The following is an 18,690-nucleotide window of genomic DNA, read 5'->3' as shown; positions in this document are numbered from 1 at the left end:
AATAAGTCCTTTTAGTCTTTTTCTATACTTTTATCATTTACAGTAAACTTATTTGCGCTATCAGAGCTTATTAAATACTTCCAGTTTTCCACTTTTGTATTTGGTAAGATAAAGTAAACAGCATAATTTTTATTTTCTTGATTTAATTCAAGCTTATTCTCTCCAGTCTTGAGATTAATTATTTTAATATTATCATCATATATTCTTTGAGTAACTGATTGGTATGTATCTGAGTAGAAAGTGCTTTTATTAGGTTGAGATTCTAGAACTACTTTTGTTTTGGGAACATTATTTTCTACATATAGGCCATCACTTGCACAGCCAGTTATACCTAAAGCTACAACAGTCGCTAATAAAAGTTTTGATAAATTATTATTGTACATTACTATCTCCTCATTTTGCCCATCCTAAGGTATCGACAAAATTTGATTCTATTTTGAAACTAACTGGATATTCTTTACCTTTATGCTGAACTGTCCAAGTACATATATTTTCTTGGTTACATTTAGCATCTTTTATTGCTTTCAAAATGGACCATTCACCTTGATAACTAATTTGATCAGTACTACCGTCATTAAATTCTATAGTTATTGTAGTAGATGGTTTTGAAATCCAACTATATAGAAGCTTTGTGCTATCTATATAGTTTATATTTAAAGAATTTACAAAATTTTGCTTATCTAAAATAAGGCTGAAAAAAGTATAGTTATTATCTTTGTTCTGTATTGGAGTTACTTTAAATTCAATAGGTTTAGGATTTCTTTTATTATCCCATAATAATTTATTTAGATTATAAATTTTATTAAACTTATTAACATAGTCTTTCTGTTCTTTTGTTGTTAAATCATTACTATCCCATCTATTTTTTGTTTTATCATATGTAAGTAATGGTTTTAAATACTTAATGAATCCTGAGTATATATAGCCATTATTATCAAGATCTTTTGTTATTAACTCATCTGATACAACTTTATTACTATTTTTATTAAAAGGAAATTGTGAGTTTATTTGCTCGTATTCTAAGTTAACAGTATTATCAAGATTAGTTATAGCATCTTGTATAGCTATAGTTTTTATAGCCTCGATAGCAAAGTCAAGGTGTTTTTTAAGAAGGATATATAAGTTATTATTTTGCGGGCTGTTTATTTGTGAAAGATCAGAATAAACTTTATTTAAAGGTTTAAATCCTTGTTTTATTTCGTTATAAGTTTTGACATATCCTTTTTCTCTTATTAAATTATTAAGCTTTTTAAAAATACTCTTATAATTAGTGTATTTTTTTGATTCAAGATAGTCGTTATTTTCTTTGAAATAATTATCTATAGATATCCATTGTGAAATATCGTTATTTTCTTTTTCATCTTTTTTATTTAAGCTTGTTATTTTCTTATAAAATTGCTGAACTTTAGTGATTTTTTTAGATTTGTCTTTTGTTTCATCATCTTTTATAAGATCAGTATTTGAACTGTAGAATTCAATTAAATTATTAAAGGAAGCGTCATTTGAAGACATTGATAATAAGTATAGATTAAGAGAGTCTTTACTAGATATATTTTTACTGAATTGACGATCATCGTTGTTTAGCTTATTAATCATCTGATTGTAGGCATCAATATATTTAGCATTATAATTCTTAATAGAACTATTATAGATTGCAATTAAAAAGTCAGGTTCTATATTGTAATTAGTTTTTAAATTATTAATTAGCTTATTAAATTTTTTAGTTACAGGATCTATATTATCTTTTATATATTCTTTTGAATATATAGGAGATATTTTAATTTTTTTACTATAGAAACTAGGAGTAAATACCATGTAAAGTTTTTCATTTACCGGACTTGTTAGCGGGAGTTCTTTCTTATTATATGTTGTATTAATAACACTATTAAGAGTGTAGTTTATTAGTGAAAGAGTTATTGTTTGGGCTTGTTTACTATTTTCATCAGAAACTTCTTTGGCATTTTTTTCTAAAGACTTTATTATGTAATCAATATGGCTTAACATATCACTAAAACTATCAAATTTTTTATCATTTTCTTCTTGATTAAATATTAAAGATACATTTTTTGTGATCGAATCGATATATGATGAGTTACAAAGCTTTTTCGAAGAGCTATCAAACTGATCTTCATACATTAAAAAAATATTATTTACTTGAGCGGGTATGGCATAATTATTTCTTAAAGCAGGTATTGCATTGTCAATAGTACATTTATATAAGTATCTAATATAAATATCATTTATGATTTTTGCTCTTTGAGTATCTGAAATCCCTAGATATTCAGCATTAAAGCCTCTAGTGCTTATATAACTCTCAGACTCTTCTCCTACTTCTATAAGGTGATTACTATAGAGATTATTAGCTCTCTTAATAACTTGCTTCATAACCTCTGTTTTTGTATCACTACTTACATATTTTAGAACTATCTTTAATTGTTGCTCAGATAGATCGGTTAGGCTGCTTATTATTTTAAGCATATCATCAACATCAGAGCTTGTGTAATTGTTGCTCAGATACTCAAAAAATATTAAAAAAGCAGTCATTATTGATAAGTTTTTTGTATCATTATATTTTGCTTGAATTACTTCTTTTAACAGGATATTAGCATATTGTTCATATATGTAATGATATTTTATTTCTTTAGGATAGATACTATCTAACAATAATGCATTATCTACCTTGTTTTCTAAGCTTTTAGCTATTTCTTGCGGCTTTTCATTAGATAAATTTTTTAAGCTTTTAATAGAAATCTCTCGTTTTAAATCAATTTGTTGAAATATGTTTACAATAAAGATCAAACTAAATAATAGCGATATAGAATTTATAATAAGTCCTTTTGGAGAGCTGCTAAAAAATATTGTTTCTACTTTTGCTGTTACATTATCCGGTTTATTTATACTAAAGTTAAAAAATATTTCTTTATCAATATTTTTAAAATCAGGATAGATGTTTTTTAAGCATTTTCTAATTTGATTGAATGTTTTGACACTAAAGTGTTTATCATATATGTTACCTTTTGAGTTAAGTATTTTTGATAGAATTGTTTCGTCTACTTTTTGATTAATATTGTCATCTTTTGTAAGTTTAAATATACTTTTTTTTCCAATTGAGTTATTAAAACTATTAATTTCTTCTACAAGTGAGTTATTATAAAAAGAGACTACTAATGTTTTAAGTCTCAGCTTTGACAATTCTTTGTAGTTTTCTTTAACTCTATTATCTTCGTAAAAATGAGGGTTTGATATATCAAAACAATAGTTAAGTTTATAAAAATGAAGATTAAGTTTCTTTTTAAGCTTTTTAAGATTACTAGTGCTATTATTACTGAATAGAAGGGACGTATTATTCTTATCTATAGCTACCAATGGAAAGTCTTCATTATCAATAATTTCACATCCTGGTTTTAGCTTGACTATATAGTCTCTAGCAGCTAAATAGTCACCATAGAAAATATGAATTTCACTTAATTTATTTTTTATTTTGTTTCTTTTTATTAGCGGTTTTGCTTTTTTAATTAATCCTGATATTGATTTTTTATTATTACTCTTAGATTTGTTGCGCCATTTTTTTATAAAAAAGGCACTTATAAGGATAACTAGAATAATCGTTATTATAGTAATAGAAATTATTGCTATTTGATGATTTTTTATAAAATTCATATTAATTTCCTTTTGACTTATATCTTAGAAAAATTCCTTTTTTATTATTTATCAAAAAAGAACTTTCATTAGCTTCATTTAGTTGAGTTAAAGAAAATGTTTCATCGTCATTTGCTTGATTATATGCCATTTCACAGTTTTCTTTAGCTCCCATAAGCTGTCTTTGTAGTTGCTGTTTTTGACCTTTCTCTGTTGATATGGCTGAATTTGAGATAATTTCCAATATCTCTGCCTTAACCATTGATAGAGCCTTAATCATGATAATATCATCATTTCTTAAAGGTATAAATTGATTATTGCTAGAATTTATATTTATTTTTGATGGTATATATATAATTGGTTTTTCTGATGATTTAGGATTTAATATTTCTTTTGCTATTTCAACAGAATAAAGAATATCAGGCTTACTATTTAGTATTAAAGAAGCTCCTTTTTCTCCAGATTCTTGAAATTCAGAGAAAGAACTTTCTTCAGACTTATAGTTTTTGAAAAACTTATATGCTTTTTTAGAATCTTTGTTAACATTTTCTCCAATAGTCACTTTTCCTATAATATTAAAACTCTCAAAACTTTTAAATCTAGGATATTCTGAATACAATTTATCATAATCTTTCATGGAATAAATTATTTCATTTCTGTGTGTTAGGCTTTGGAATTTACAACAAGATATTTTTTCATACACATCTGATTCTGAATCACTTTTGTAGTGGAAGCTTGATAAACGATCATATAGTCTCTTGGTAGAATATTTGCTTCTTTTAAGTGAAAATGTTCTTTTATTTATAAAGAAATTTTTTAAGACATCTGATCCTAAAATGTAGTTATTTTGATTTTCTAGCTTTTCTAGGCAGATTTCACTATTGATAAATGGCAGAGTATTTGTTGAAGAAATCTTAACCTTGAGTCCTGAGCTTTCAGTCTCTTCAGTTAAGCTTTCATGAGCATGGTAGAATATTGGCTTTATATCATCTTTATATATTGAAGAAAAAGGTTTTATGGATGAATCTGGAGAGTTTTTTTCTTTTTTCTTTGCGGTACTTAAAGTAATATCTGGTATGATGCAATTTTCTTTTATTCGAAAGCCGGGTTTTTTTGAGTTTAGGGTTTGACCTTTTAAACAACTTAAATCATAAGATGATAGTTTATTTGTTACATCATCATCAGTATTTGAAATATTTGTTTTTAACGAATCATCAATGTTATCTGTGATGTAATAAGTTACTTTCCCATTTTTTTTATCGCAGAAATATTTTAAAAAACATTTATTTTCATATAGCTGTTCAATAAAGAAGTCGTAAAAATTTCTTCCAATTGTCGATACGAAAACTTGAGCAATACGATTTTTTAGCTTATCACTTTTGTTAGAGTTTAGCGTTATTAGATTATCAAAAAAGAAATTATCTTTAAAAATATCATCGAGGCTCTTGTTTATATCTATATATGTTGGCTGATGAAGTTTCCATAGGGATTTTAATGGATCATGGAACTTTAATTTAAACTTTTTTACACCAGATAAAACTTTTTCATCATCTTGCGAGTATATACTATACTCATATTTTTCTTTTATATTGATATGATCAATAACATTACCAATAACCATAAAACGTGTTGATCTTTTATGATAATCTTTTTTTGAATCTTTTTTAAAGAAGTTAAAAGAATCATTTATTTGTATATCAATTAGTAAAGGCTGTAGGGGAGTTAACAAAAAATCAAAATCTTTATGATTTTTAGGGTAAGCTAACTGAAAAGTTAGTGTTCCATCTATACCATAGATATACTCTTTAATATTTAAAGATTGTATATGAAGGTTATTTAAAGCTAATGATTTTTGTTTGAAGATTTCCTTATGCTTTGAAGAATGAAAGCTTATATCCTCTGTACTAAAGTCTTGTGAAATAGGCTTTATATTTATAATAATATCCTGCTCTTGGAGTAGGTTGTTGTAAGCAATATCTTTAGAAAGTTTATTTTTTACCTTATTAAGTTGATGTATTAAATTTGATTTTTGTAACTCACTAGATTTTTCTATACAACTATCCATGATATTCATAAGAGTGTTTACTCTACTTATGTATGTCTCAGATAAATCTAGAATGAGCTTATTTGAGCAAGCTTTTTTTATAGTGTCTATAGCAAAAAAAAGTTTTTCAGAATCTTTGTAGCCTGATGAAAAATATTTGATATAAATATCAATTTTTCTTTTTAAATTAGCAATATTATAAAATTTTTTATATTTTTTGTAATCTAGATCAGATAACACTCCATTTTTGTATAAAGTTTTAGTAGTTGTAAGTTGAGTTTTTATTAGTTTAAAATCGTTATATTCTGAGCTTATAAGATATTCATTAATTTCCTGAGTAACATCTGTTAGAGACTGAATGTTTTTAGTGTTTTTTAAATCAGAAGCTAATCTATATATATAGCTATGAATGTTTGATTCTGAAATATTTTTTAGTAGTTTCATTTTCACTATATAATATTTGATATGATTTTATCATTATAAAATATTTTGTTTAGGAGATAAAACTAAATATGCAGATATACATTTTCTAATGTATGGCTAGTATTCTTAATAAGAAAATTTATATTTATAAAAGCTAAAAGTTAGTTTATTTAGTCTTTCTGTCCATAATGCTTTTTTGATATAATTAGCTAGTTTGAATTTTTAGTTTTAAGATTTATGAAAATAGTAGAAGTTAAGCACCCGATGGTTCAGCATAAACTTGGCCTTATGAGAGCTGCTGGAATAAGTACACAAGAGTTTAGAAGATTAACTAAAGAGATTACAAGTCTTTTAACTTATGAAGTAACATCAAGTTTTGATTTAGAAAAAATACAGATATTAGGTTGGCAAGGTAATAATATCGAAGTAGAGCAAATAAAAGGTAAAAAGCTAACGGTAGTTCCTATTTTGCGAGCAGGTCTGGGTATGATGGATGGCGTTTTTGAGCATATTCCAGCAGCTAAAGTAAGTATGGTTGGGATGTATAGAGATGAAGAGACGGCTCAGCCAATACCATATTTTTCAAAGCTTTGCGATAAGCTTGACGAGAGATTAGCTCTTATTGTGGATCCTATGTTAGCAACAGGTGGTTCAATGATAGAGACTGTTGCTTTGTTGAAAAAAGCAGGTTCAAAAAATATTAAGATTATTGTTTTAGTGGCTGCTCCTGAAGGAATACAAGCATTAGAACAAGTTCATCCTGATGTTGAATTATATACAGCATCAATAGATAGTCATTTAAATGAAAAGAAATATATCATCCCTGGTCTTGGAGATGCTGGAGATAAAATATTTGGAACCAAATAGAATTAATAGTAAAAGCCTTTTACATATATTCTTAGTTTACACATAAAGTGAGGTGCTAAATTTATTTTAGTATTTTACATTATCTTTGTTTTTTCTAGATTTTCCAAAAAAGCTTTAGATGAAAAAATTAATTTAAAATCTAAAATATATAGTTTAAATCATTAAATGTAGTACGTCACTCCGCTAAGCTTGATTAAGTAGTACTTTGAACATTGTAAAATATAGATAAATTTGATAATTATAAGTTTATTAAAAAAGAGATATAAGACAAATGTTAGAAAGTTTGGAATTTTAGTTATAAGCTACATTTTTGACGCCATCAACCCATGTCCATCCTTGATAAGAATCAGAGTTCATGATCCAAGTCATTAAACCACCATATTGCTCATAATTACCAAGACCGCCGTTTGTAATATCTGTAGTGATATCAGTTGGATGGTATAAGCCAGAACCTGAACAAGAAGCATCTGCTAAACATAGACCTTGTTTATATTGGGCATCTGTAACTGAAGGACCTCTATAGTTAGGTACTCCAAGAACAATTTTCGTATTTGAAGGTATTGTTAAGTTTTGATCTGTTAATCCAGGCATAGATTTTTGAGCTTCTTGGCCTAATAACTTAAATGTCATGCTTAAGAAACCTACATCTTGACCTTTTTTACCATCAAAGATTGCACCGCCATACTGATTATATGTTTGTATAAATACGGCATCAAAATGTATTTTATTCATAAAGTCCTGAGTATAGAATGGTTCAGCAAACTTGGCGTAACCACTAGCCCATTGTCCAGAACCATACCAGCCACTTATTTGAGGTGCAGCAGTTAGGAACATATCTTTACCTGTTATCTTCTTATATTCAGCTCTTGTAGCTTCGATATAACGTAAGAAGTTATCATCATCTTTAGCTGATCCTACTGGATGCTCAACATCAATATCTAAGCCATCAAAGTTATGTTCAGCAATGAATTTACCCATAGCCTTACCAGCTGATACAGCTTTATCACCACTCATATCAGGCATAAAGAAGTTAACTCCGCCGCCAATAGCGACTAAGGCAATACCGTTATTTTGGTGAATAGTTTTCATTTGATTTGGTAAATCTGCTAATAATGATTTATCCCATTCTAGCTTCATACCATCAACTTCAAAGTCACTATCAAAGAATACAGTTCCATCATCATTTTGACCAATAAATGAATATACTAATACATTGTAACCATGATGAAGTGCTTCAGATATCATATGATTAGTTGTATTAGGCTGTGTTTGCCACGGAGCATCATATCCTCTAACATAACCAACAACAACTCTATTTGGCCAGTTACTATCAGATGAAGTATTTTCTGTGACTTTTACAGCTAGCTGTTGACTATCTTGATTTGCTGAGAAAGAAGATGGAGATACAGAAAGTGTATACCCAGCCATAGCAGCAATAGTAGCAGTCCACACAGCGCCGTCTTTTGGTAATTCAACAGCCACTGGAGAGTTACTATTTAGCACAACTTCTTTAATATCACCTTTATCATTAGATAAAGTTAGAGTTGTATCTTTGCCTTCTGGCAATCCATCTACAGAAATAGATACATTTTCTGTAGGTATAGCTTTTTTATCAAAGTTAACATCAATACTTGATGTGTTGAAATTACGAACAACTACTGAATAAGTTTTAACAGGAGTATAGTTATATCCATTTGTAGTGAAACCACCTAAAGTTAGAGTATAAGCAACTCCATTTTCAGATGATGGAATATGATCTAATGTAAGAGGTTTGTTTATTTCAAGATTACCGCTACTGATAACATTTCCATCTAAGTCAGTAAGTGTATATGATGTAGTAGTATTTGCAGTAACACCATTAATATCTGTATTGATTTTGACAGAGCCTTCTTCCGCAGGTTTTGGTGCCGAGTATTCAATTGATACAGTTTGTGATGCATCCTTAACAAGAGTGAAAGAAGCAGGGCTTGCTGATCCTAGAGCACCATCAATAGCCGGTACACTTATTGTAAGATCAGAACTATCGCCGACAGCTACTTCTAGATTTGTAGTAGATCCCCATTGAGCATCTTTAGCTTCTGCAACTTTTACACCATTTTTAAGAATTTGTACATCTGCTAATTTACCTTCAGTAATATAGCTAGGTTTAGCAGGAAGAACAATAGATACAGTACCTTTACCTTGTTCTGCAACAGGACCTTCATTTTTCCAAACTCCCCATTGTCCTGAATTACTAGGATTTTCGCCTCGCGTCCACCATTTAGCTGTATATAAGTTGCCATCATATATTGCTTGAGATGGCTTACTACTATCACTTGGGTTATAAACAGTATTAGCATCCCACTCTTTAACTGAGTCGCCTGGAGTTGGAGTTGGAGTTGGAGTTGGAGTTGGAGTTGGAGTTGGAGTTGGAGTTGGAGTTGGAGTTGGAGTTGGAGTTGGAGTTGGAGTTGGAGTTGGAGTTGGAGTTGGAGTTGGATCATTGCCAACAACATCCCAAGCATCACTACCATAAGTTCCACTTGGCTTGTAAGCAGCTATTTGGCACCATCCTGAAGCAGGCCAGCCTTTACATTTGTATGTTTTACCATTATCAGTAACAGTGGACCCTGCGACATATGATGATAGATCATTAGTAGACCATGCCTCAGTAGCATTAGCCATTGAAAAAGATCCTATACCTATTAAAGCACATATCATAGTTGGTGTTAACTTTAGTTTATTTTTCATGAGTTATTCTCCTTATGAAGTTATACTAAGAATTTAAGATATTTTGTTTCTTATTTTAATTATATGAATGTAAAAATATTATTAGCAAACAAAAAAACTTAAAATAGCGTTTTATTATGATTTCACTAAATGAAACTTTTACTATTTGTTATAAAAGGTTTATTTTGTCTTTAGTGGGCTTAATAATAACTTAAAGTTATGATTGTGAATATATGCAAAATTTAATAGGACTTATTAGATTTTGATAAATAATTACGTAGTGATTTATAGCTGTTATAATCTTTATTTATTTATATTTTTTGACTATACAGATGCACAAAAAAATATTTTTACTATCTCTGCCACTAATATTTTCTAACTTAGTTTTGCCTATGATAGGTATTGTTAATACAGCCCTTATTGGACATCTTAATGATAGTAGTTATTTAGCAGCGATAGGGTTAGGGGTTTCTATTTTAAATGTGATCTGTTTACTTTTTGCTTTTTTTAGAATAGACCTCTTGCGAAATACTAATTATTCACCATATATATAGAAAGATTGCTTAAGAGATCCATAAAAATGCAAATAAGCTACGCAATATTGTCAAAGAAAGCCAGAATATTTAGAAAACTAACAGGTTTAAAACTAAAACATTTCAATAAAATCTTAACCGATGCCTCAAAATCCTTAGATGAAGGATTTCCAAGGATTGGCAGAAAGCCAAAAGTTGATAATCATGCAGATAGATTATTGTTAGTTTTAATATATTATCGTTGCTATATGACACAAGAATTTTTAGGCTACTTGATAGGATTAGATGAATCAAATGTAAATCGCCTAATTAGACGAGTAGAGTTACTACTAGTTAAAGAAATACATATAAAAAAAGATAGAAGCATGACTAATCAAAAAGTAGAAAGACTTTTAATAGATGCAACAGAACAGCCAATCCAGAGACCTAAGAAATTAAAACGAAGAAAGGCTAACTATTCAGGGAAGAAAAAAAGCCATACACAGAAAGTAGAAATAGCTATCAGTGAAGCAGGTCAAATAGTTAATGTTTCGAAGGTTTATCCAGGCAGTGTTCATGATATAACTGTTCGCAGAAAATCAGATAAATTAGCTCGTGATGTTGATAAATATTGTGACAATGGCTACCAAGGTATTCAAAATGAATCTACTAAAGTAAAACTCCCCTATAAAAAGCCCAAAGGAGGTTCTTTAAGTATAGAGCAGAAGAATTATAATAAATGGCTTAGTAAGATTAGGATTTATGTTGAGCATAAAATTGCAGAAATTAAAAAGTTTCGTATACTGGGTGAAACCTATAGAAGTTTTGGTAAAAAAGCTAATCTTAGGTTTAATTTAGTGGCTGGAATAGTTAATTTACAAAACGGATTCTAAAAAGAAAATACCTACTTAGAAATAAAATGCCTCTGAAGTAGTATTTCGCAAGAGGTCTAATGAGTATGACTGGATTAATAGCTCAAAATATTAATAATGTTGAAAAAATGTTTAGCATTGTTTTAAGAGCGATAATCATTGCCAGTATTATTGCAATAATTATTTTTATACTAAAGCATACTATCTTAAATTTAGTTCTAAGCATAATTCATACAGGTAACGGGGTAGAAGACTTATTTGTTAGATTTTATAATATTGCGATATATGTATTTTGGTTCGCTTTATTAAACTTTATCTTTTTAGGTTTTTTTATTGGTATTGGTAAGACAAGAGTAGTTTTATATAGCTCTTTGATTCTAATGATCTTAGCAACTAGTTCTAGTGCTTTTTGGGTTGTATTTATGCAGTATAATGTTGTAGGAGTCGCTATTTCTTTAGTTGTTGCATACTGTTTTACAACTATTTTTTTATTTACAAAAACTTACAGGTTCTTTGTGAACAAAGGAGTATTGATAATACAAGTTCTTAAAAAGTTTGACTATCTTACAATTAGTGAATATATACCTTTTTTAAAACTTAATACTAATATCTTTATACGTTCATTATGTTTGTTATTATCAATGAACTCCTTTTATATATTTTCAGCGCAATATGGTAATAATGTTTTAGCTGCTAATACGATTTTAATAGAAGTAAGTTTATTTATAGCAATGTTTCTTGATGCATTAGCTAATACTACAGAATCATTAGTTGCTCAAGCTTATGTGGATAATAATCAAAGCATTTTTAAAGAGGTTGTTAGTAAAACATTATTACAGAGTTTGATATTAACTTTTGTTTTAGTCCTTATTTATACTTGTTTTAAAGATCATATAATTAATATATTTACATCTTTAGAGGATGTGAAAGTTCAAGTAAATAAATATATGTTGTTTTCTATATTAATTCCACTTGTCGCTAGTTTTAGCTTTTGGATAGATGGGGTTTTTGTAGGTTTATTAAAAACTGTTGCTATGAGAAATGCTATGATTTTAGCTGCTTTAGTTTATATTTGTTTTGTGTTTTTACTCCAGCCTTTTGAAAATTATGGCTTATGGGCAGCTTTGATATTATTCTATATAGCAAGAACCTTGTTTTTATTACCACCATTAAAAAAATATTTAGATAAAGGAGTTTGATAAATGCCTCATATAGTATTAGAAATACCTAAAAAATTTAACATCGAGTTAGCTAAACAGATAGTAGATATCTTACAGCAATATTTAACTAAAGGTTTGCCAACAAGCTTAGAATCATTTAAAAGTCGTGTTTATAATTATGAATACTGTAGTGTTGCAGGTGGTAGTGAGAAAGAGCTTATTCATCTGCAAATAAAAGTTTTAGCAGGGCGTAAGCAAGAACATTTAAACACTCTATCAACTAATTTGAGAAATAAAATTTTAGAGATATTAAATGAATGCGTTAATATGGATAAATATGCTGTTACCCTTGAAATATCTGAGCTTTCTTCAGCTTATGCCCGTTAAGTATTTGAATATCTATAGCATTATTATTAAGATATATAAAAATTTCTAAAAAGACTATTAAATGAAAGAATATAAACGACTTCTGTTCTCAACTTTGGGAGCAGCTTTTGAATATTATGATTTAGCAATATACTCAGTTTTTGCTGTGACGATAGGTAGTAAGTTTTTTGATGAAAGTAGCTCTATTAGTAATACATTATTAGTTTTTCTTGTTTATATAGTTGGCTATATCGTTAGACCTTTTGGAGCCTGGATATTTGGCCATATCGCTGATAAAAAAGGAAGGGCATTTATATTACGTTTAAATATGTTTTTATTGTTTTTTTCAACAATAACTTTAGCGTTTCTGCCAACAATAGCTAGTATAGGAGTGTTAGCAACTATATTATTTGTATCTCTTCGTTGTATCCAAGCCTTAGCAATGGGGGCAGAAATACCAGTATCTGTTGTTTATATAGTTGAAAACTATCCAAAAAGACAAGGTTTTGTAACAAGTATGGTATTTTGTTGTCTCAGCTTGGGAATTATGATGACATCATTAGTTTTATTTCTGTTAAATCATTTTGCTAGTCAAGCTTTTATCCAAGATTATGGTTGGAGAATCGGCTACTTTATAGGAGCATGCTTTACTTTTATTTTATTTTTCTTAAGAAAAAGTATTGTAGATTTACCTCAAGTTAAAGAAGCTATAGCCAATGAGCAGGGTAAAGCCTCTTCAAGAGGAATATTTATTACAAAGATAATAATTGGGATAGCTCTTGTTGCAGCTATAGCTATGCTTTTTACACAGTTATATTTATTTTTACCATCATTTCATCAGATGTATATAGTTTCTAAATTTGATTTATCTGATATGTTGTTAACTGGATCTATAATAATGGCGATAAGCTGTCTAGTTGGAGGTTTCATTAGTGATTATGTATCTAAAACTAAAATGTTGGCTTTTTTGATTATAATCTCAATGGTTGTAACGCCTGTTTTTTATAAAAATATGATTGAAGGAAAAGACTTCTTTGCTTGCTTTATAATATTATCTATAGTTATGGGATTCTTTGCTTCAACATATAATGTCATAATAACTAACTTCTTTAGATTAGAGTATAGATGTAGAGGTTATGGAATATCTTATAATTTAGGATATCTGATATTTTCAGCTGGAGCACCTGCATTAACAATATCACTAATTTCAGCCACTAATAGCTTATTGGTTCCTATATATATGATAATTGTTGCAGGAGCAGTTTCTTTACTAGGTATTGGTGGAGCTAGTTACTTTATGAGAAAGGCTTAAATATCATAGAAGAAGGATCTGATTTAAATTGGTTATAAAGTTCAATTATATATCTATCAGTCATTGATGAAATATAGTCACAGATAATTCTAGCTTTGGCTTGAGCATTATGAGTATTATAAAATATAGCACCAATATCATCTGGTAGAAGACTCTCATTTGTATCAGAGTTAATCAAAATATCAAAAATTTCAGAAATAATTTCTCTACCTCTGTATCTTAGAACATTGAGTTTTGGCGATTTTATAATTTTAAATAAAATATATTTTTTTAGGACTTCAACCTGTTTTCTAATTTCATCATTTAGATAAACTTTAGAGATAATAGGAGCTTTTTGATTAATATCAATTTCAATATTTTGAATACAGCTATTAACCAGCTTTGATGTTAATTTTGTACGCAAAAGACTATTGTTCGCAATGTTTTTAGAAATTTTATAGATATCTCTACAATCAGAGTTGAAATCTATATAATCGGAGAAAATATTCATTAAGATATTTTTGATTTCATCTTTAGATATTTTTAGATCTGATGGCATAGCATTAAAAATCTTCTTAAGAAGTCCATCATCAATACTAGCCATAGATAGCGGATCTATAAATCCTCCCTTAAGAGCATCTTCGACATCATAAGTAGAATAAGCAATATCATCAGCTACATCCATAATGTAGCATTCAATAGTTTTGAAATTACCTTTTGTAGACTCTAAATCGTATGGCTCTAGTAGTTTTTGTTTGATATCTTCAACAAGTCTAGACTCTTCGTTATAATATCCTTTTGTTAGATGTTCAAGATCACTTGGTATTAAATTATCATACTTTATAGTTGCTGCAAGAGTTCTATAAGTTAGGTTAAGACCAAAGCTTTGTTTTTGATCAACATCTTTTTTTGCAGTATGAGAAATTAAGCGAAGTGTCTGAGCATTACTTTCAAAGCCACCAAAATTGTGCATTTTTTTATTTAAGGCAACCTCACCATTATGTCCAAAAGGAGGGTGACCAATATCATGACAAAGAGCAGCCGTTTCGATAAGGTCGTAATCAAGGTTAAGATCATGTTCAGCATTTAGTTTAACTGCTATAGATTTGGCTATTTGGGCTACTTCTAAAGAATGAGTAAGTCGATTTCTAAAAAAGTCATTTTCAAAACTTGGAAATATTTGAGTCTTCGCTTGTAGTCTTCTAAATGATGAAGAGTGTACAACACGCGCATAATCTCTACGAAAAGGCGAGAAGTTTTCTTTTTTAGCAATATCGTTATTTTGTCTTAGATAATCATTTTCATGATAAAGATTTATAGGCATATGAAATTTAATAAAATACTATGTTTATAGTTACATATTAGATTAAATAAACATAGATGCAAAGAGAGTAAGTTACAGTTTTCTATCGTTTTTTCATTAAGTTCTGGATTTTTAAAAAAGTTATAAGGATCATTGTTTGTAATTTTGATGTTAAAACTAACTCTTTCTCGAAATTTCTTAAGTCACTCACTTTTAGGTTTGAGATTTCAGAACCATATCTATGCCTTAATATGTTTTCTATTTCTTGCTTGGAAGTTTTATTGGTAATTTTTTTATCTAAGAAGTTTCCTAAAGAGGTATAACCATTTTGGTAAACTATAAATATATTTGTTTGTCCATTAAACTGTAAGCTAACATTATATAATGGAGATAATGAGTTTTTTATGTTATTGAATCTGACAGGTATAAGTTTGGTACTTAAATAGTTAGGAGACCATTTGCTTATATCTTTTCTTACTATATATTTTCCAAAGTTCGTTGATAAAACAATCTCTTTTTTTGATTTTGAAATAATGGATTTGTTTATATCAAACTTATATTGTAATAAATCAGAAATATAATAATTTACAGGTGAATACTCTTTTTTAAATATTCCGAAAGAGTCTAGGACTAAAGGATTTTCGTCAAATGATTCAATTAAGAGATAATTTAAGTAGTTTATCCTTATGTATATTTTATAGATTGCAACTCTTCTGTCTTTCATATTCTCTAAACAGATACTTCCAAAATATCTATCTTTATAATTAAAATCTCTTATTGGACTAAAGCTGCCCCTTATTTTAATTTTATTTTTAAGAGAGAATGCTCTAGCAGCATATCCTAGAGAGAGAAAAGATATAGTTAAGGATAATATAGTTATTATTTTATTTAAATCCATTTTAATAGCTTAATCATTAATGAGCGTAGTAATTTTAGAATATCAGAAAATATTATATGAGGAGGATATTATTTATTAGAATTACTCTTGAACATCAAATCTGCCAAGCATCATAACCTTATGCCAAGCTTTAGCAAAGTCATTAACAAATTTTTGTTCATTACCATTTTCAGCATAAACCTGAGCTACAGCTTTAAGTTCTGAGTTTGAACCAAAGATTAGATCTACAGGAGAAGCAGTCCATTTTTGCTTACCAGTTTTTCTATCTATGCCGATATATTCTCCAGCATTTTTATCAGATTTTTTCCACTCTGTAGACATATCTAACAAGTTCACAAAGAATTTGTTATTAAGCTGACCTGGAGTTGCTGTAAATACACCTTCTTGAGAATCATCGTAGTTTACATTTAGAGCACGCATACCACCAACTAATACTGTCATTTCTGGGACATTTAGATCAAGCATACTTGCTTTTTCAACTAAAGCTTGAGGTAGGTCATTATTTGCTATACTACCATCTGTGTAGTTTATAAAGCCGTCAGCTTTAGTTTTTAGATAATTAAATGATTCTACATCAGTTTGGGCTTGTGTAGCATCTGTTCTACCTGGAACAAAAGGTATCTCTATAGTGTAACCAGCTTGTTTAGCTGCTTGTTCAATACCCATATTACCACCTAATACTATTAAGTCAGCTAGAGAAACTTTAGTACCATCTTTCTTAGTATTATTAAAGTTAGCTTGAATTTCTTTAAGTTTAGTAATAACAACTTCAAGTTTAGCTGGCTCATTCATTTGCCAATCTTTCTCTGGAGCTAAAGCAATCCTTGCGCCATTTGATCCGCCTCTATAATCAGTTTTACGATATGTAGAAGCAGAATCCCAAGCAGTTTTTATAAGCTGTTGGTTAGTAAGTCCAGAGCCTATAATATCTTGTTTAAGCTGTGCTATATCTTGAGTTGATACTTGTTTGTAGTCAGCTTTAGGAACAGGATCTTGCCAGATAAAGTTTTGTTCAGGAATCCAAGGGCCTATATATCTAGATTTAGGACCCATATCTCTATGGGTTAGTTTAAACCATGCTTTAGCAAACTCTTCTTTAAATTCTTCTGGATTGTTATAGAACTCTTGAGCATATTTATTAAACTTAGGATCTTCTTTTAGAGCAAGATCAGTAGTAAACATTATAGGCTTATGTTTTACTCCTGGTTTATGGGCATCAGGAACCATATTTTCAGGTTTAGCATTTGTTGCAACCCATTGATGAGCCCCAGCAGGAGATAATGTTTTTTCATAATCTAGATTATATAAGTTATTTAAGAAATCATGATTCCAATATGTAGGTGTAGAAGTCCAAGAACCTTCAAGGCCACTACCCATAGTATCATCGCCTTTTCCAGTGCCATAACTGTTATGCCAGCCAAAACCTTGTTGTTCGATTGGCGCTTTATCTGGAGCTGGACCAATATCTTTTTTGACATCTTTAGAAGGTACTGCACCATGAGTTTTACCAAATGTATGACCACCAGCAATTAAGGCAACAGTCTCTTTATCTGTCATACCCATACCACTAAATGCTTGACGAATTGCTTCACCAGCTTTTTTAACATCTGGCTCACCGTCAGGACCTTCTGGATTTACATAGATTAGTCCCATTTCCGTAGCAGAGAATGGTTTAACTAGCTTACCATCTTTGACATTGCTAGAAAGCTCTTCCGGAGATAATCCCCAGTTAGTATCATCGCCTTGCCAATCATCTTCTCTACCAAATGCAAAGCCAATAGGTTTCATTCCCATAGACTCTAAAGAAACTGTACCAGCTAGAACAAGTAAATCAGACCAAGATACAGCATCCCCGTATTTTTGTTTGATTGGCCACAGTAGCTGTCTTGCTTTATCTAGGTTTACATTATCTGGCCAACTATTTAAAGGTGAAAATCTCTGCTGGCCACGATTAGCGCCACCACGACCATCAGATACTCTATATGTACCAGCATCATGCCAAGATAACCTAATAAAGAAAGGCCCATAATTACCAAAGTCAGCAGGCCACCAATCTTGTGAGTCAGTTAGAAGCTCTTGTATATCTTTTTTTAGTTGCTCTGTATCAAGTTTTTTAAAAGCTTCACGGTAACTATAATCTTTAGCCATTGGGCTATCTATAGTATTTAAGTTACGTAAAGGAGATAGATTTACACTTTGAGGAGATAGGCTACCTCTGTTTTCCGCGAAAGCATTACTACCAGATAGTAACATACCAGACATTCCTACAGCAGTGACAATTTTTTTTACCATGGTCAGTTCCTTTTATTGATTTAGGTTTTAGCTTTGATCTATCCAATAATTAGATAAATCTAATGCTTGCTATAGTAAATCCGAATTTCTTTTAAAACTATTTTGTCATCCTATGTCTTGACCATAGTATCTACTCACTATGAGTCTTATAAAACTAGATTCTACCAAGTCGTAGAATGACATATATTTCGGATTAACTATATGTTTAGGCTATTAAATATTTAAAATAAATTAAGCCTATAGATCGATTCTATTTAAACTTATAAATTGAGTCAAATAGTAATTGGTTATGCATATAATAAATATTTCTTATA

At 29.4% G+C, this 18,690-nt stretch carries 12 protein-coding genes; 5 read left to right on the top strand and 7 right to left on the bottom strand.

The genetic code is table 11. The features are described from left to right. Positions 1-11: 11 nt before the first annotated feature. The 3 genes from iglE to F7310_RS07240 are packed head-to-tail and all read right to left on the bottom strand — an operon-like array spanning position 12 to position 6,127. Positions 12-383, bottom strand: a complete 372-nt coding sequence (iglE, locus tag F7310_RS07250) for a type VI secretion system lipoprotein IglE (RefSeq protein WP_072712852.1) — start codon at positions 381-383, stop codon at positions 12-14. A 10-nt stretch (positions 384-393) separates the two neighbouring features. Beyond that, complete coding sequence (locus tag F7310_RS07245; RefSeq protein WP_072712850.1) at positions 394-3,660, bottom strand: hypothetical protein; 3,267 nt, start codon at positions 3,658-3,660, stop codon at positions 394-396. Position 3,661: 1 nt separating this feature from the next. Further along, a complete protein-coding gene (locus tag F7310_RS07240) occupies positions 3,662-6,127 on the bottom strand; it encodes a pathogenicity determinant protein PdpA1 (RefSeq protein WP_072712849.1) in 2,466 nt (821 codons plus the stop codon). Positions 6,128-6,343: 216 nt separating this feature from the next. On the opposite strand from F7310_RS07240, the gene upp reads away from it, so the two are divergent. Beyond that, positions 6,344-6,973 (top strand): uracil phosphoribosyltransferase, encoded by a 630-nt coding sequence (gene upp, locus F7310_RS07235; RefSeq protein WP_072712847.1) that lies wholly within the window; start codon positions 6,344-6,346, stop codon positions 6,971-6,973. A 291-nt stretch (positions 6,974-7,264) separates the two neighbouring features. Here the strand turns inward: upp and F7310_RS07230 are convergent, their stop codons facing one another. After that, positions 7,265-9,703, bottom strand: a complete 2,439-nt coding sequence (locus F7310_RS07230) for a glycosyl hydrolase family 18 protein (protein ID WP_072712846.1) — start codon at positions 9,701-9,703, stop codon at positions 7,265-7,267. A gap of 559 nt (positions 9,704-10,262) precedes the next feature. Between F7310_RS07230 and F7310_RS07225 the strand changes: the two genes are divergently transcribed. The 4 genes from F7310_RS07225 (at position 10,263) to F7310_RS07210 (ending at position 13,904) form a co-directional block, all read left to right on the top strand. Next, on the top strand, positions 10,263-11,087 hold the full coding sequence (locus F7310_RS07225) for a transposase family protein (RefSeq protein ID WP_072711046.1): 825 nt from the start codon (positions 10,263-10,265) through the stop codon (positions 11,085-11,087). Between the two features lie 65 nt (positions 11,088-11,152). After that, on the top strand, positions 11,153-12,265 hold the full coding sequence (locus tag F7310_RS07220; protein WP_236939855.1) for an MATE family efflux transporter: 1,113 nt from the start codon (positions 11,153-11,155) through the stop codon (positions 12,263-12,265). A gap of 3 nt (positions 12,266-12,268) precedes the next feature. Then, entirely contained in the window at positions 12,269-12,613 is a 345-nt protein-coding gene (locus F7310_RS07215) for a tautomerase family protein (protein ID WP_072712842.1), read from the top strand. Positions 12,614-12,674: 61 nt separating this feature from the next. Then, positions 12,675-13,904, top strand: coding sequence for an MFS transporter (locus F7310_RS07210; RefSeq protein WP_072712841.1), 1,230 nt, complete (start codon positions 12,675-12,677; stop codon positions 13,902-13,904). Here F7310_RS07210 and dgt read toward each other — a convergent pair. The 3 genes from dgt to katG all read right to left on the bottom strand — a co-directional run bounded on the left by dgt (position 13,888) and on the right by katG (position 18,376). Further along, on the bottom strand, positions 13,888-15,207 hold the full coding sequence (gene dgt / locus F7310_RS07205; RefSeq protein WP_072712839.1) for a dGTP triphosphohydrolase: 1,320 nt from the start codon (positions 15,205-15,207) through the stop codon (positions 13,888-13,890). The two genes, F7310_RS07210 and dgt, sit on opposite strands and share 17 nt — an antisense overlap. An 82-nt stretch (positions 15,208-15,289) precedes the next feature. Then, positions 15,290-16,084: a hypothetical protein gene (locus tag F7310_RS07200; RefSeq protein ID WP_072712838.1), complete on the bottom strand. Its 795-nt coding sequence runs from the start codon at positions 16,082-16,084 to the stop codon at positions 15,290-15,292. 81 nt (positions 16,085-16,165) lie between these two features. Further along, a complete protein-coding gene (gene katG / locus F7310_RS07195) occupies positions 16,166-18,376 on the bottom strand; it encodes a catalase/peroxidase HPI (protein WP_072712836.1) in 2,211 nt (736 codons plus the stop codon). Between the last annotated feature and the right edge of the window lie 314 nt (positions 18,377-18,690).

This window comes from Francisella uliginis, from assembly GCF_001895265.1.
GTDB classification, from domain to species: domain Bacteria; phylum Pseudomonadota; class Gammaproteobacteria; order Francisellales; family Francisellaceae; genus Francisella; species Francisella uliginis.
This window is presented reverse-complemented; position numbering and strand designations above follow the sequence as displayed.

What these genes read in the sequence shown, in the direction of transcription:
- katG (WP_072712836.1), bottom strand. Translation starts at nt 18,376, where the DNA reads ATGGTAAAAAAAATTGTCACTGCTGTAGGAATGTCTGGTATGTTACTA.
- F7310_RS07240 (WP_072712849.1), bottom strand. Translation starts at nt 6,127, where the DNA reads ATGAAACTACTAAAAAATATTTCAGAATCAAACATTCATAGCTATATA.
- F7310_RS07245 (WP_072712850.1), bottom strand. Translation starts at nt 3,660, where the DNA reads ATGAATTTTATAAAAAATCATCAAATAGCAATAATTTCTATTACTATA.
- dgt (WP_072712839.1), bottom strand. Translation starts at nt 15,207, where the DNA reads ATGCCTATAAATCTTTATCATGAAAATGATTATCTAAGACAAAATAAC.
- F7310_RS07220 (WP_236939855.1), top strand. Translation starts at nt 11,153, where the DNA reads ATGACTGGATTAATAGCTCAAAATATTAATAATGTTGAAAAAATGTTT.
- F7310_RS07210 (WP_072712841.1), top strand. Translation starts at nt 12,675, where the DNA reads ATGAAAGAATATAAACGACTTCTGTTCTCAACTTTGGGAGCAGCTTTT.
- iglE (WP_072712852.1), bottom strand. Translation starts at nt 383, where the DNA reads ATGTACAATAATAATTTATCAAAACTTTTATTAGCGACTGTTGTAGCT.
- upp (WP_072712847.1), top strand. Translation starts at nt 6,344, where the DNA reads ATGAAAATAGTAGAAGTTAAGCACCCGATGGTTCAGCATAAACTTGGC.
- F7310_RS07200 (WP_072712838.1), bottom strand. Translation starts at nt 16,084, where the DNA reads ATGGATTTAAATAAAATAATAACTATATTATCCTTAACTATATCTTTT.
- F7310_RS07225 (WP_072711046.1), top strand. Translation starts at nt 10,263, where the DNA reads ATGCAAATAAGCTACGCAATATTGTCAAAGAAAGCCAGAATATTTAGA.
- F7310_RS07215 (WP_072712842.1), top strand. Translation starts at nt 12,269, where the DNA reads ATGCCTCATATAGTATTAGAAATACCTAAAAAATTTAACATCGAGTTA.
- F7310_RS07230 (WP_072712846.1), bottom strand. Translation starts at nt 9,703, where the DNA reads ATGAAAAATAAACTAAAGTTAACACCAACTATGATATGTGCTTTAATA.